This window comes from Buttiauxella sp. AC038, assembly GCF_979253565.1.
The window spans coordinates 4,368,615-4,382,136 of sequence record NZ_CEEDCQ010000001.1; the positions used below are offsets into that span (position 1 = coordinate 4,368,615).

12 protein-coding genes are annotated in these 13,522 nt (G+C 50.5%); 9 read left to right on the plus strand and 3 right to left on the minus strand.

Translation table 11 applies throughout. The features are described 5' to 3' along the window. Nucleotides 1–26: 26 nt before the first annotated feature. Nucleotides 27–1,358, minus strand: a complete 1,332-nt coding sequence (locus AC0IXI_RS20750) for an MFS transporter (protein ID WP_064561917.1) — start codon at nt 1,356–1,358, stop codon at nt 27–29. A 375-nt stretch (nt 1,359–1,733) separates the two neighbouring features. On the opposite strand from AC0IXI_RS20750, the gene garD reads away from it, so the two are divergent. After that, a complete protein-coding gene (gene garD / locus AC0IXI_RS20755; protein ID WP_471683038.1) occupies nt 1,734–3,305 on the plus strand; it encodes a galactarate dehydratase in 1,572 nt (523 codons plus the stop codon). Nucleotides 3,306–3,451: 146 nt separating this feature from the next. Here garD and AC0IXI_RS20760 read toward each other — a convergent pair whose 3' ends face one another. After that, nucleotides 3,452–4,381 (minus strand): LysR family transcriptional regulator, encoded by a 930-nt coding sequence (locus AC0IXI_RS20760; RefSeq protein ID WP_271130180.1) that lies wholly within the window; start codon nt 4,379–4,381, stop codon nt 3,452–3,454. Nucleotides 4,382–4,513: 132 nt separating this feature from the next. Here AC0IXI_RS20760 and AC0IXI_RS20765 point away from each other — a divergent pair, with 132 nt between their 5' ends. Then, complete coding sequence (locus AC0IXI_RS20765; RefSeq protein WP_471683039.1) at nt 4,514–5,908, plus strand: MFS transporter; 1,395 nt, start codon at nt 4,514–4,516, stop codon at nt 5,906–5,908. A gap of 46 nt (nt 5,909–5,954) precedes the next feature. On the opposite strand, the gene AC0IXI_RS20770 is transcribed toward AC0IXI_RS20765, so the two are convergent. Continuing rightward, nucleotides 5,955–6,764, minus strand: a complete 810-nt coding sequence (locus AC0IXI_RS20770) for a DeoR family transcriptional regulator (RefSeq protein WP_064515900.1) — start codon at nt 6,762–6,764, stop codon at nt 5,955–5,957. Between the two features lie 251 nt (nt 6,765–7,015). On the opposite strand from AC0IXI_RS20770, the gene kbaZ reads away from it, so the two are divergent. The 7 genes from kbaZ to AC0IXI_RS20805 all read left to right on the plus strand — a co-directional run bounded on the left by kbaZ (nt 7,016) and on the right by AC0IXI_RS20805 (nt 13,518). Beyond that, nucleotides 7,016–8,308, plus strand: a complete 1,293-nt coding sequence (gene kbaZ / locus AC0IXI_RS20775) for a tagatose-bisphosphate aldolase subunit KbaZ (RefSeq protein ID WP_471683040.1) — start codon at nt 7,016–7,018, stop codon at nt 8,306–8,308. A 26-nt stretch (nt 8,309–8,334) separates the two neighbouring features. Then, a complete protein-coding gene (gene agaV / locus AC0IXI_RS20780) occupies nt 8,335–8,808 on the plus strand; it encodes a PTS N-acetylgalactosamine transporter subunit IIB (RefSeq protein WP_134186334.1) in 474 nt (157 codons plus the stop codon). 10 nt (nt 8,809–8,818) lie between these two features. Further along, nucleotides 8,819–9,601 (plus strand): PTS N-acetylgalactosamine transporter subunit IIC, encoded by a 783-nt coding sequence (gene agaW, locus AC0IXI_RS20785; protein ID WP_064515895.1) that lies wholly within the window; start codon nt 8,819–8,821, stop codon nt 9,599–9,601. Next, nucleotides 9,591–10,466, plus strand: a complete 876-nt coding sequence (gene agaE / locus AC0IXI_RS20790; protein ID WP_064515894.1) for a PTS N-acetylgalactosamine transporter subunit IID — start codon at nt 9,591–9,593, stop codon at nt 10,464–10,466. Before agaW ends, agaE begins: the two co-directional genes overlap by 11 nt. Before the next feature lie 29 nt (nt 10,467–10,495). Then, the gene (gene agaF / locus AC0IXI_RS20795) at nt 10,496–10,930 is read left to right on the plus strand and encodes a PTS galactosamine/N-acetylgalactosamine transporter subunit IIA (RefSeq protein ID WP_064561909.1); all 435 of its coding nucleotides are present in this window, start codon (nt 10,496–10,498) and stop codon (nt 10,928–10,930) included. Continuing rightward, on the plus strand, nt 10,927–12,060 hold the full coding sequence (nagA, locus tag AC0IXI_RS20800; protein WP_471683041.1) for an N-acetylglucosamine-6-phosphate deacetylase: 1,134 nt from the start codon (nt 10,927–10,929) through the stop codon (nt 12,058–12,060). The genes agaF and nagA overlap by 4 nt, the downstream gene beginning before the upstream one ends. A gap of 303 nt (nt 12,061–12,363) precedes the next feature. Further along, entirely contained in the window at nt 12,364–13,518 is a 1,155-nt protein-coding gene (locus tag AC0IXI_RS20805) for an SIS domain-containing protein (protein WP_134186330.1), read from the plus strand. Nucleotides 13,519–13,522 lie beyond the last annotated feature (4 nt).

A 13,522-nucleotide genomic window follows, 5' to 3' on the forward strand; every position in this document is an offset into this window, starting at 1 on the left:
ATTTATTCAGTTATCTGTTGAGAGAATTACTTCTGCAATTCCATACGTTTAATATCGCCAACCACGAACAGATAACAAACCATTGCCATCAGCGCCGAGCAGCCAACGAAGATCAGCGCCGCATTGAAGGAGTGAAGTTCAGAAACCAGGTAACCAATCACCAGTGGAGTCACGATAGAAGCCACGTTACCAAACACGTTGAACACCGCACCGCACAGGCCAACCATCTCTTTTGGTGCGGTATCTGCGATAACCGGCCAGCCCAGTGCGCCGAAACCTTTGCCGAAGAAGGCGAATGCCATCAGGGTGATCACCAGAGCAGTGCTCTCGGTGTAGTTACACAGAATGATGGTTGAAGCCAGCAGCATTCCGAGAACAATCGGTATCTTACGAGCAACGGTCAGCGAGTAACCGCGTTTGATTAACGAATCGGAGAATACGCCGCCCAACACACCACCAGCGAAACCACATAGCGCCGGGATGGAAGCGACCATGCCTACTTTCAGAATCGACATACCTTTATCTTGCACCAGGTAAATCGGGAACCATGTCAGGAAGAACCAGGTGATGGTGTTAATAAAGTACTGACCGAAGAACACACCCAGCATCATACGGTTAGTCAGCAACTGCTTGATGTAATGCAGTTTTGGCCCCTGAACCACCGCACCTGGTTTTTTGTGGTCCATATCAACCACTGCGCCGCCTTTGGTGATGTAATCCAGTTCCTCTTTAGACATACGCGGGTGGTCAGTCGGGTTATGGATAAACTTCACCCACAGGAAAGTCAGCACAAAACCGATACCGCCCATCACGGTAAACACATGCTCCCAACCCCACGCAAAGGTCAGCCAGCCGAGTAACGGTGAGAACAGCGCGAGAGAGAAATATTGTGCAGAGTTAAAAATGGCTGAAGCGGTGCCGCGTTCTTTTGTCGGGAACCAGGCCGCAACAATACGGGCGTTTGCCGGGAATGACGGCGCTTCTGAGAAGCCGAGCATAAAACGCATGATAAACATGGAGATACCCGCATACGCCAGCGGTACCATATCAACAAAGCCTTGCATGAATGTAAACAGAGACCAGAAGAACAGACTGTAGGTATAAACTTTTTTCGAGCCGTAGCGGTCAAGTAACCAGCCGCCAGGGATTTGCATTAGCAGGTATGCCCAACCAAATGCCGAGAAAATATAGCCCATTGAAATAGCGCTGAGTTGTAATTCTTTAGCAACTTCAGTACCCGCAATAGAAAGAGTGGCGCGATCGGCGTAGTTAATCGTCGTTACAATAAAGATAATTAATAATATTAAGTATCGTGTGTTCTTACCTTTTTTCGACTCAACTGCTGTATCCAAAATCATTTTCTACATCCTCTGTTGCGGGTACTTAATTCAAGGATTTTTATTTATATAAAGCAGTATTTCACGGATATATTTTCGGGATAATACTGCTCTCTGAAATTAATCTGGTGTTTGTCATTCGCAACACAGTATAGCCAGCACAGAACAAATGGACATTAGGCATACGCCCAATAGATAACACTTTAAAAGCCAAATAATTAAACTTATGCACATGTTTGTGGGGTGTATTGCACAATTTCATAGATAACCCTGCCTGGTGGGCAATGCCTCGTAATATAAAGTGATCTCGCTCACATTTTTATTTCTCACGGCCTGACATTCTTTATTTAGCTTGTGAGAAGTCACGATTAGAAAAAATCCTGGAGAATAGCGGCAATGTCGAATATTGAAATTAAACAACAACCCCCTGGTTCTTTTTATATAAAAGTTCATGAGACAGATAATGTCGCTATTATTGTTAATGATAATGGGCTGAAAGCTGGAACCCGTTTTCCGGATGGATTAGAACTTATCGAACATATCCCTCAAGGGCATAAAGCTGCACTGGTTGATATTCCGGCACATGGCGAAATTGTTCGTTATGGTGAAGTGATTGGCTATGCGGTGCGTGATATTCCACGCGGCAGCTGGATTGACGAATCATTAGTGGAATTGCCAAAAGCGCCGCCGCTCCACACTTTGCCATTAGCCACAAAAGTACCTGAGCCACTGCCGCCGCTGGAAGGTTATACCTTTGAAGGTTATCGCAATGCGGACGGCAGCGTCGGCACCAAAAACCTACTAGGCATCACCACCAGCGTGCATTGCGTTGCAGGTGTCGTGGATTACGTCATCAAAATTATTGAACGTGATTTGTTGCCGCGCTACCCGAATGTCGACGGTGTCGTGGGCCTGAATCACCTCTACGGTTGTGGCGTGGCGATCAATGCCCCTGCCGCGGTCATCCCTATTCGCACCATCCATAATATCTCCCTGAACCCAAACTTTGGCGGCGAGATTATGGTGGTGGGCCTGGGTTGTGAGAAATTGCAGCCAGAGCGTTTGCTGGAAGGTACTGATGACGTGCAGTCGATTAATGTTGGCGATGCCAGCATCGTGCGTCTGCAAGATGAACACCACGTCGGTTTTAAATCGATGGTCGATGACATTCTTAACGTCGCTGAGCGCCATCTGGTCAAACTGAATCAGCGCCAACGCGAAACTTGCCCGGCATCTGACCTGGTTGTTGGTATGCAATGTGGCGGCAGCGATGCGTTCTCAGGCGTCACGGCTAACCCGGCGGTCGGTTATGCCTCTGATCTGCTGGTCCGCTGTGGTGCAACGGTGATGTTCTCTGAAGTGACCGAAGTGCGTGATGCTATTTACCTGTTAACCCCACGCGCCATCAACGAAGAAGTGGGTAAGCGCCTGCTCGAAGAAATGGAATGGTACGACAACTATCTTGATATGGGTAAAACCGACCGTAGCGCCAACCCGTCCCCGGGCAACAAAAAAGGTGGCCTGGCAAACGTGGTGGAAAAAGCGCTTGGTTCAATTGCTAAATCAGGCAAAAGCGCGATTGTTGAGGTGCTTTCCCCAGGGCAGCGCCCAACCAAACGCGGCCTGATTTTCGCGGCAACGCCTGCCAGTGACTTCGTCTGCGGCACACAACAAGTGGCTTCAGGCATTACGGTGCAAGTGTTCACCACCGGACGCGGTACGCCATACGGTTTGCTGGCAGTTCCGGTGATTAAAATGGCTACGCGTACCGCACTGGCAAACCGCTGGTATGACTTAATGGATATCAACGCCGGCACTATCGCCACCGGCGAAGCGACAATTGAGGATGTCGGCTGGGAACTGTTCAAATTTATTCTTGATGTGGCGAGTGGCCGTAAGAAAACCTTCTCGGATCAGTGGGGATTGCATAACGCGCTCGCCGTTTTCAACCCAGCGCCAGTGACCTGATACCCATCATACTTCAAGCTGCAGATGCGTTGGCTGCACCCGTGCGCCCCGGTCACATAGTTTACTATGCTCCCGGGGTCTTACGGCTTGGCCGCCTTTCTGCAACTCGAATTATTTTGGGTATTCTTATTACGGCAATGATTGCCTCACCCCGGCACTTTCTCGCGGCAAACCTTCAACACTAACTGCCGTAGCCAGCGATGCGCCGGGTCTGCTTCCGAGCGCGGATGCCACATTAAAGACACCGTAATCTCATTGGTTTTCACCGGCAGCTCAAAAACATAAAGCCTCGCTTCACCTGAATTGCCATTCAACCCCGGCTGGTTCAGCAGGAATGTAGCTGGCACCAACGCCACCAAATCCGATGCCTGAGCCACCGCAATCGCCGCGGGAAACCCCGGCACCATTGCCGCAATTTTGCGTTGTAAATTCAGCTCTGCCAGCAGCACATCAACCGGGCCAGTTCCTCGTTCATGACGGGAAACCACCACATGCCCCAATTCGGCATACTTCGCGGCGGTAATATCTTCCTCTTGCTCAAGCGGGTGGCCTTTCCTGACTACGCCGACAAACTTATCCCGATAAAGCGCCGTTAATCGTATTTCTGGGCCCATCTCCCCAAGTACACCGATCTCAAGATCAATTAAACCTTCACGCAGATACTTTGCTGTTTTCTCTGGTTTGGGCATAAAGCGCAGTTGGACTAAAGGCGCGACAGCGGCTACCGCAGCAATCAACGCAGCACCAAATATCTCGATAAACCCGGCGTTAGTACGCAGGGTAAAACTGCGCTCAAGTGTTGCAAGATTAAAAGCATCTGATGAAGGGCGAAGTATCGCTCGGGCTTCAAAGACGGCATTTTGCGTACGCTCACGAATCTCTTCAGCGTAAGGAGTCAGCACCATATTACGCCCTGCCCGCACCAGTAGCGGGTCGCCAGTGGTATCGCGCAGGCGGCCTAATGTTCGGCTCATTGCCGAGGCGCTTAACCCCAGGCGACGCGCAGCCCCTGCCACACTTCCTTCGGCCAGAAGCACATCAAGAGCAATAAGTAAGTTCAGATCGGGTTCAGTCATAAACTCAATACTAGCGCGCGCGTTAAAATGAGAGAAGGCGTTTAGTGCAGGTTATTAATGCAAATGCTGCGCCTTCCGCCTTATCTCTAGTACAGCTATATTTCTGGCATACCCAAGCGAGAGAATTAAAAAATGGCACTATTTTCCGACCAGCCAGGCGATGAAGGTTTGCCTGGCCGTGAGCGTGGCTTAGCGATGGCAGCCGTCATGACCATGACGACCATGGCCGTGTTTGACGGCTCGATGATCAACATTGCCTTGCCGCAAATCGCCCGCTCGCTCGATGCTTCATTGGGTGCCACCGTTTGGGTATCCAACGGATATTTATTATCTGCGGCGATGACGCTGGCAATATTTGCCGCCCTGTCCAGCCGCATCGGATTTCGCTCGATTTTCGCCTTCGGTCTTGGCCTTTTCACGCTGGCCTCTGTGGGATGTGCGCTCTCATCCTCACTGGATATGTTAGTTATCATGCGGGTTTTGCAGGGTATTGGTGGTGCGGCAACATTAAGCATTGGCCCGGCGATACTGCGCTCAGTTTTCCCCAATCGCCTGTTGGGGCGAATACTTGGCCTGAACGCGCTGCTGATTGGCACTAGCACTGCCATCGCGCCGATTCTCGGGGGCACGATTCTTTCCACGTTGAGCTGGCAATGGCTGTTTGCGATTAATATTCCGCTGGGCATAATCGCTTTATTACTCACGCTGCGTGTTATTCCCAATAACCCGGCGTTAAAACGCGAACCATTCGATTATGCCGGAGCCTTACTTTCGGCAGTTGCGTTAGGCGCATTGATTATGGCCGCAGATGCATTTACCCATCCCGGCAACGGTGACCTGACCACTGCTGTGATTTTCGCGAGCATCGCGATTCTCAGCGGCCTTGCATTTATCTGGGTTCAGCAGCGCGTGACTAAGCCTTTGCTTCCGCTCAATATCTTTGCTTCTTCACGGTTTTCGCTGGCAGCACTCACTTCGCTGGCCTCCTTTGTCAGCCAGGGCATCACGTTCATTGCCCTGCCGTTCCTGTTCCAGAGCGTTTACGGGTACAGCGCGTTGGTTTCAGCTCTGCTGTTCACCCCGTGGCCCATCGGTATAATTCTGGCGGCACCTCATGCCGGACGCCTTGCAGACCGATATTCAGCCGCAATAATCTCAACAGCAGGGCTGTGTATCTTCGCCATTGGCCTCACATTGCTGGCTATGCTTCCGGAACACGCGCAAGTATGGAATATCTGTTTGCGCAGTTTGATTTGCGGGATAGGTTTTGGCTGTTTTCAAAGTCCAAATAACAAAGAAATGCTGTCCAATGCATCGCGTGAAAACAGCGGATACGCCTCCGGCGTGCTGGCAATCATGCGCACCTTCGGGCAGTGCCTGGGCGCCGCGTTTGTCGGTGTGATGATGTCGATTTATGCGCAGAACAGCGCGGTACATTTCAGTTTGTGGATGGCAGTTATCGCAACGGTGTTAGCGATTATGCTGAGTGTGAGCCGCTTACGGGGGTATAAGTTAGCTAAGGTGTAGCCAGATAAGGCCAACGTTCAATTTCGCGTTGGCCTTCAATAACAGATTATTCCCCAACCAAAACCACTTCAATGCCACCTTTACGCAACCCGTTCAGGCTCTCTTCAGGAATACCAGCATCCGTAATAACCATATGAATGCGTTGGGTATCAATGATCTTATGCAAGCTGGAGCGGTTAAATTTACTGGAATCAGTGACCACAATAATACGCTCGGCCACTTCACACATCCGGCGGTTAAGACGTGCTTCATCTTCGTTATGGGTACTAACACCACGCTCAAGATCAATGGCATCCACGCCAAGGAACAGCATGTCGAAGTGATAGTTTTGCAAAGATTGATCGGCCTGATCGCCATAGAATGACAACGACTGGCGGCGCAGGTGCCCGCCGGTCATCAGCAATTCCACACCTTCAGCTTCAAGCAGTGCATTCGCCACGTTCATGCCGTTGGTCATCGCAATCACTTCCTTATGGTGGCGCATATGACGCGCAATCTCATAAGTTGTGGTGCCTGAGTCAAGAATGACACGATGACCTGGTTTGATGAGATCCGCCGCTGCACGCGCAATGCTGCGCTTGAGCGAAGTATTCAGCGAACTTTTATCCTCAACGGTCGGTTCAACCGCAGCAGTTCCCGAATCGCAAACTAGCGCCCCGCCATAAGCTCGCACCGCAACGCCCTGCTTTTCCAGAAAAGCCAGATCGTTACGGATCGTCACCGTCGAGACACCAAAAAATGATGATAGATCATTAACCTGCACGCTCCCTTGTTGGCGAAGACGCTGAATGATCTGCTCACGCCTTTCACTTGTACCTGTTACACGCTTGTCCGTTGCTGCGTCGGTATTATTCATAAATGATCCTTTCATAAAACCTTTCGTTTCATTTCACTTCGTCTATTAACACCTTTCTTTTCGCGGAAAGCAAGCCTTTACATCGCGTGCTGCATTCACTGCTATTGTGTCAAATAGACTTTCATTATGTTTCTTTTGAGAAACAGATCTCAATTCTATTATCTTTCGTTTTGTTTTTATCGCACGATGCATCACTATCAAATGAAACAAATCGAAAGACAAGTAGATAGACAACCCATACGGAGAGGAAAGTGAAACATTTAACCGCGTTTGTGGCTAACCATAAACAGGATTCACGATGTGGCATTTTTGCCGTTTGTTCAGCTCACCCGTTAGTTCTCGAAGCGGCGATGCGCCATAGCCGGGACGAAAAATCGCTCTTATTAATAGAAGCAACGTCTAATCAGGTCGATCAACACGGCGGCTATACCGGAATGACACCGGAACACTTCCGTGGTTTTGTCGAACAAATGGCAGATAAATATCACTTCCCACGCGAGCAACTCATTCTGGGGGGTGATCACCTGGGTCCAAATCGTTGGCAGGCTCTGCCCGCAGAAGAAGCCATGCGTAACGCGGACGAGCTCATCCGTTGCTATGTCGCGGCAGGTTTCAAAAAGATCCATCTCGACTGCAGCATGTCTTGCGCAGATGATCCGGTTCCGTTGACCGATACCATTGTTGCCATGCGTGCCGCCCGGCTTGCAAAGATCGCAGAACAAACTTGTATAGAAAAATTTGGTGCTTCTGATTTGGTGTACGTTATCGGCACTGAAGTTCCGGTTCCTGGTGGCGCACACGAAACGCTGGCGGAACTTGCCGTCACTACGCCATCGGCTGCCAAAGCCACACTCGAAGCCCATCGCCATGCGTTTGAATTACAAGGTTTGAGCGACTTGTGGCCACGCATTATCGGGCTGGTTGTCCAGCCAGGTGTCGAATTCGATCACACGCAGGTCATTGATTACCAACCTGAGAAATCACTGTTCTTAAGCCAGATGATTGAAGCCTTCGACACCATGGTGTTTGAAGCACACTCCACCGATTACCAGACGCCACAAGCATTGCAGCAACTAGTGCAGAACCATTTTGCGATTTTGAAAGTCGGCCCGGCACTGACCTTTGCACTGCGTGAAGCACTGTTTTCATTAGCCGCTATCGAGCGCGAATTACGCCCGGCACATAAATGCTCCGGGCTTCGCGATGTTCTTGAAAGCGTGATGCTTGAGCAACCTGAATACTGGAAACACCATTATCACGGCAATGACAGCGATCGCCGTCTGGCACGTGGATACAGCTTCTCCGACCGCGTTCGCTACTACTGGCCAGATCATGACATTGACGAGGCGTATTCAAGACTTCTTACCAACCTGGCTGGTGAATCCATTCCTTTGCCACTGATCAGTCAGTATCTGCCACTTCAATACGCTAAGGTCCGTGAAGGAAAAATCGCGGCAACGCCGCATGAACTGATTATCGACCATATCCAGGACGTGTTGCGCCAGTACCATTGCGCCTGTCTTGGCACACAACAATCCAAATAACACAATGATAATAAGAGGAAAATAATATGCCAAACATTGTATTAAGCCGCATTGATGAACGACTCATTCACGGCCAGGTTGGTGTTCAATGGGTCGGTTTTGCTGGTGCAAACCTCGTCCTTGTTGCCAACGATGAAGTCGCAGAAGACACAGTGCAGCAAAACTTGATGGAGATGGTTCTGGCTGAAGGGATAGCCGTACGTTTCTGGTCACTGCAAAAAGTTATCGACAATATTCACCGTGCAGCAGACCACCAGAAAATCCTGCTGGTTTGCAAAAATCCGGATGATTTCCTGACCTTAGTGAAAGGCGATGTGCCTGTTACGCGGATTAACGTCGGCAACATGCACTACGCAGAAGGCAAACAACAAATCGCGAAAACCGTCTCTGTGGATGAGCAAGATATTGCTGCTTTTAATGGCTTACAAAAGGCTGGAGTAGAATGTTTTGTTCAGGGTGTGCCGACGGAATCCGCTCAGGATCTCTACAAACTCCTCTGAGGTATTTTCTATGGAAATTAGCTTATTACAGGCATTAGCGTTGGGGATTCTGGCCTTTATTGCCGGTCTGGATATGTTCAACGGCCTGACGCACATGCACCGTCCTGTTGTATTAGGGCCGCTGGTTGGTTTGATTCTTGGTGATCTTCATACCGGTATTTTATGTGGCGGTACGCTGGAACTGGTTTGGATGGGGCTTGCGCCACTTGCAGGCGCACAGCCACCAAACGTGATTATCGGCACCATCGTCGGCACCACTTTTGCTATTACCACTGGCGTGAAACCTGAAGTTGCGGTCGGCGTCGCCGTGCCATTCGCCGTTGCGGTACAAATGGGGATTACCTTCCTGTTCTCCATCATGTCAGGTGTGATGGCTCGCTGCGACCAAATGGCGGCGCAAGCTGATACGGATGGCATTGAACGCGTTAATTATCTGGCCCTTCTGGCCCTCGGTACGTTCTATTTCTTGTGCGCGTTTTTGCCCATCTATTTTGGTGCGGAACATGCCAAAACCGCGATCGATGTTTTACCCACCCGCTTAATTGACGGTCTGGGTGTGGCAGGCGGCATCATGCCAGCCATCGGCTTTGCCGTGCTGCTGAAAATCATGATGAAAAACATTTATATCCCCTATTTCATTCTCGGTTTTGTGGCTGCTGCCTGGCTAAAACTGCCGGTGTTGGCGATTGCCGCTGCCGCATTAGCAATGGCGCTGATTGATTTCTTACGCAAAGACCCGGCTCCACAGCAACCTTCCAGCGTTCAGAAAGAGGAATTTGAAGATGGCATCTAATATCCAGACTTTGCCAGATACAGACGTTACGGAAACCTCCCTGACTAACGGCAACGACAACATCTATGAAGACCAGAGCATCGGTGTAGAGTTAACCAGAAAAGACATCAATCGTGTGGCATGGCGCTCCATGCTATTACAAGCATCATTTAACTATGAACGTATGCAGGGGTCCGGTTGGCTATATGGCCTGCTACCCGCACTCAAAAAAATCCATACCAATAAAAGCGACCTGGCGCGTGCCATGAAAGGCCACATGGGGTTCTTCAATACTCACCCTTTCCTTGTGACCTTTGTTATCGGCATTATTTTGGCGATGGAACGCTCAAAGCAGGATGTGAACAGCATTCAGAGCACGAAAATTGCCGTGGGTGCACCGCTGGGAGGGATTGGCGATGCGATGTTCTGGCTGACCTTGTTACCTATCTGCGGCGGTATCGGGGCGAGCCTTGCCTTACAAGGTTCAATACTCGGCGCGGTTATCTTCATCGTGCTGTTTAACGTCGTGCATCTCGGCCTGCGTTTCGGTCTTGCGCATTACGCTTACCGCATGGGTGTGGCCGCCATCCCGCTAATCAAAGCCAACACTCGCAAAGTCGGTCATGCCGCGTCTATTGTTGGGATGACGGTGATTGGCGCGCTGGTTGCAACTTACGTTCGCCTGTCCACTACGTTGGAAATCACAGCGGGTGATGCGGTGGTGAAACTGCAAACGGACGTTATCGACAAGCTGATGCCGGCCTTTTTACCACTGGTTTATACCTTGTGCATGTACGCGTTAGTGCGCCGTGGCTGGAGCCCGTTGCGCCTTATCGGTATCACCGTCGTTCTGGGTGTTGTTGGGAAGTTTGCCCACTTCCTGTAAGTGGCATCCTGTAAGCGAGATAAAACAATATGTTAAGTATTATTTTAAGTGGCCACGGTGGTTTTGCCTCCGGGCTGGAAAAAGCGATGAAACAGATTCTTGGTGAGCAAGAGCAGTTTATCGCCATCGACTTTCCAGAAACCTCTTCAACGGCGCTGCTCACTTCGCAATTTGAACAGGCTATTGGCGCATTAGATGACAGTGAAGGGCTGGTGTTTTTAACTGATTTACTCGGTGGCACCCCGTTCCGCGTCGCTTCCACCATGGCATTAGAACAGCCGGGCCGCGAAGTGATTACGGGTATCAACCTGCAACTACTTCTGGAAATGGTACTGGAACGCGACGGTCTGAGCAGTAAAGAGTTCCGCCTTCAGGCGCTGGAATGCGGCCATCGCGGGTTAACCAGCCTGGTCGATGAAATGGGGCGTTATCGCGAAGCAGAGGCGGTCGAGGAAGGAATATGACCAGGCTACTGAGAGCCAGGCGCGTTCTCACCGAACAAGGCTGGCTGGACGATCACCAGTTACGTATTGATAACGAAACGATTGCCGCCATCGAACCCATTCCTGCGGGAACGATGGCGCGTGATGCTGAACTGTTGTGCCCGGCGTACATTGATATTCATGTCCACGGAGGTGACGGGGTTGATGTTATGGATGACGACCCCGGTGTCCTCGACAGGCTGGCGAAGCATAAAGCTTGCGAAGGTGTGGGTAGTTGGTTGCCCACAACAGTCACAGCTCCGCTCGCCAACATTGAACGGGCATTACAGCGAATCGCGAAGCGCTGTCTTCACGGAGGACCCGGCGCCACAGTGCTGGGAAGCTATCTCGAAGGGCCGTATTTTACGCCGCAGAACAAAGGCGCTCATCCGCCTGAATTATTCCGCGAACTGAATATTGCCGAGTTGGACAGGCTAATCACCGTGTCGCAAAACACCTTACGAGTGGTCGCACTGGCCCCTGAAAAACCGGAAGCACTTGAAGCAATTAAGCACCTTAAAAGCCGTGATGTACGCGTCATGCTTGGTCATAGTGCCGCCAGCTATGAAGAAACCCTTGAGGCATTTGATGCCGGGGCCGACGGGCTGGTGCACTGCTTTAACGGCATGACAGGCTTGCATCACCGTAACCCTGGTATGGTCGGAGCCGGGTTAAGCGATAAACGGGCCTGGCTGGAACTGATTGCCGACGGGCATCACGTTCACCCTGCGGTCATGAATATTTGTTGTAGCTGCGCGAAACCTCGCGTTTTGCTAATAACCGATGCCATGAGTGCAGCAGGTATGCCTGATGGCGACTACTCGATTTGCGGATACCCGGTGACAATGCGTGAGGGGATCGTACGCACTGAAAGCGGAGGGCTTGCGGGAAGTACGGTTTCGCTTGATGCCGCGGTGCGAAACCTGGTGAATGACGTGGGCGTTTCTGCCGAAGATGCCATTCATATGGCGTCGCTGCACCCCGCAAAAATGCTCGGTTTAGATAACGATCTAGGTTCGCTGGTGGTGGGAAAACGCGCCAATATGATTGCGCTTAATTCCCAGTTAGGTCTTCAAAATATCTGGATTAATGGCCAAGTTCTCCCCCTGTAGTACTTTCGTTGCTTCTCACTTTTGTCTGTCGCCTGCCCCGCGACAGACCTTTCTTTTCCTTTCGTTTAAAATCATCCCAACTATCCATTATTTAAAAATAATCATTTAAATCAATAAAATAACCAAAATGGATCGTTTTCCGGATCACATTTTTCGTTTTATTGTTTTTCTTACATTGACCTTTCGTTTTCTTTTCTATAGATTTTATTTAAGCATGAAGTTGAGTAAATGAAACAAAACGAAAGATTGTCCTGTACTGCTTTGTGCTACTTCCGATGATCTTGCACTGCTAAGGACTGAGTAATGAGCGAAACCCAATCAGCCTGTCTTTCCGGCACATTAACCTGGACTGAAAAAGAGATCCGCCAACAGCCGGAAAGCTGGATCCGATCGTTAAAAAATATCGGTAATCAACGTAGCAGCATCAACGCATTCCTTGATCCTTTGCTGCAAAACACCTCGCTAAAAATTATCCTGACGGGTGCAGGAACCTCCGCATTTATTGGCGATATTATTACGCCGTGGCTATCGCGCCACACCGGGAAAAACTTTGTTGCAGTACCGACCACCGACCTTGTCACCAACCCGCTTGATTACTTATCCGAGCAGGAACCGACGCTACTGGTTTCTTTTGCCCGCTCCGGCAACAGCCCGGAAAGTGTGGCGGCGGTCGATTTAGTCAACCAGGTGGTGAAGGATTGCTATCACCTGATCATTACCTGCAATGAAGCCGGCAGCCTGTACCAGAACGCCGCGACCAGCGGTAACTCACATGCGCTGCTGATGCCACCGGAAACGCACGATCGTGGCTTCGCCATGACCAGCAGTATCACCACCATGATGGCAAGCTGCCTAGCCGTGTTTGCACCGGATGTTATCAACAGCAGCACTTTCCAGGATGTGGCTAAGCGCTGCGAAGAAATCATTGCTTCACAAGGTGACTTAAGCGAAAGCGTGTTCGGTGATTTGCCTTTCAAACGTGTCGTCTACCTCGGCAGCGGCGGCTTGCAAGGTGTTGCGCGTGAATCTGCACTGAAAGTTCTGGAACTCACTGCAGGGAAATTGGCGGCATTTTATGACTCCCCAACCGGGTTCCGTCACGGCCCTAAATCACTGGTTAACAACGAAACGTTAGTTGTGGTCATGATTTCAAGCCACCCGTATACCCGCCAGTACGACCTTGATTTACTGGCTGAGTTGCGCCGCGACCAACAGGCCCTGCGCGTCGTTGCTATCTGCTCGTCACCTTGCCCGGAAGTCGAGTCGGGGCCACATATCTGGCTGCCACCTTCCCGCGATTTCATCGACGTTGAACAGGCTTTCTGTTTCCTGATGTATGCGCAGATTTTCGCGCTGACAGAATCCGTCAAAGCGGGCATTACCCCTGATACCCCTTCCGCAAGCGGCACGGTAAACCGTGTTGTGAAAGGTGTCGTTATTCATCCGTGGAAAGGCTGAGAGG

What these genes read in the sequence shown, in the direction of transcription:
- AC0IXI_RS20805 (WP_134186330.1), top strand. Translation starts at nt 12,364, where the DNA reads ATGAGCGAAACCCAATCAGCCTGTCTTTCCGGCACATTAACCTGGACT.
- agaV (WP_134186334.1), top strand. Translation starts at nt 8,335, where the DNA reads ATGCCAAACATTGTATTAAGCCGCATTGATGAACGACTCATTCACGGC.
- AC0IXI_RS20765 (WP_471683039.1), top strand. Translation starts at nt 4,514, where the DNA reads ATGGCACTATTTTCCGACCAGCCAGGCGATGAAGGTTTGCCTGGCCGT.
- nagA (WP_471683041.1), top strand. Translation starts at nt 10,927, where the DNA reads ATGACCAGGCTACTGAGAGCCAGGCGCGTTCTCACCGAACAAGGCTGG.
- agaW (WP_064515895.1), top strand. Translation starts at nt 8,819, where the DNA reads ATGGAAATTAGCTTATTACAGGCATTAGCGTTGGGGATTCTGGCCTTT.
- AC0IXI_RS20770 (WP_064515900.1), bottom strand. Translation starts at nt 6,764, where the DNA reads ATGAATAATACCGACGCAGCAACGGACAAGCGTGTAACAGGTACAAGT.
- agaE (WP_064515894.1), top strand. Translation starts at nt 9,591, where the DNA reads ATGGCATCTAATATCCAGACTTTGCCAGATACAGACGTTACGGAAACC.
- garD (WP_471683038.1), top strand. Translation starts at nt 1,734, where the DNA reads ATGTCGAATATTGAAATTAAACAACAACCCCCTGGTTCTTTTTATATA.
- agaF (WP_064561909.1), top strand. Translation starts at nt 10,496, where the DNA reads ATGTTAAGTATTATTTTAAGTGGCCACGGTGGTTTTGCCTCCGGGCTG.
- AC0IXI_RS20750 (WP_064561917.1), bottom strand. Translation starts at nt 1,358, where the DNA reads ATGATTTTGGATACAGCAGTTGAGTCGAAAAAAGGTAAGAACACACGA.
- AC0IXI_RS20760 (WP_271130180.1), bottom strand. Translation starts at nt 4,381, where the DNA reads ATGACTGAACCCGATCTGAACTTACTTATTGCTCTTGATGTGCTTCTG.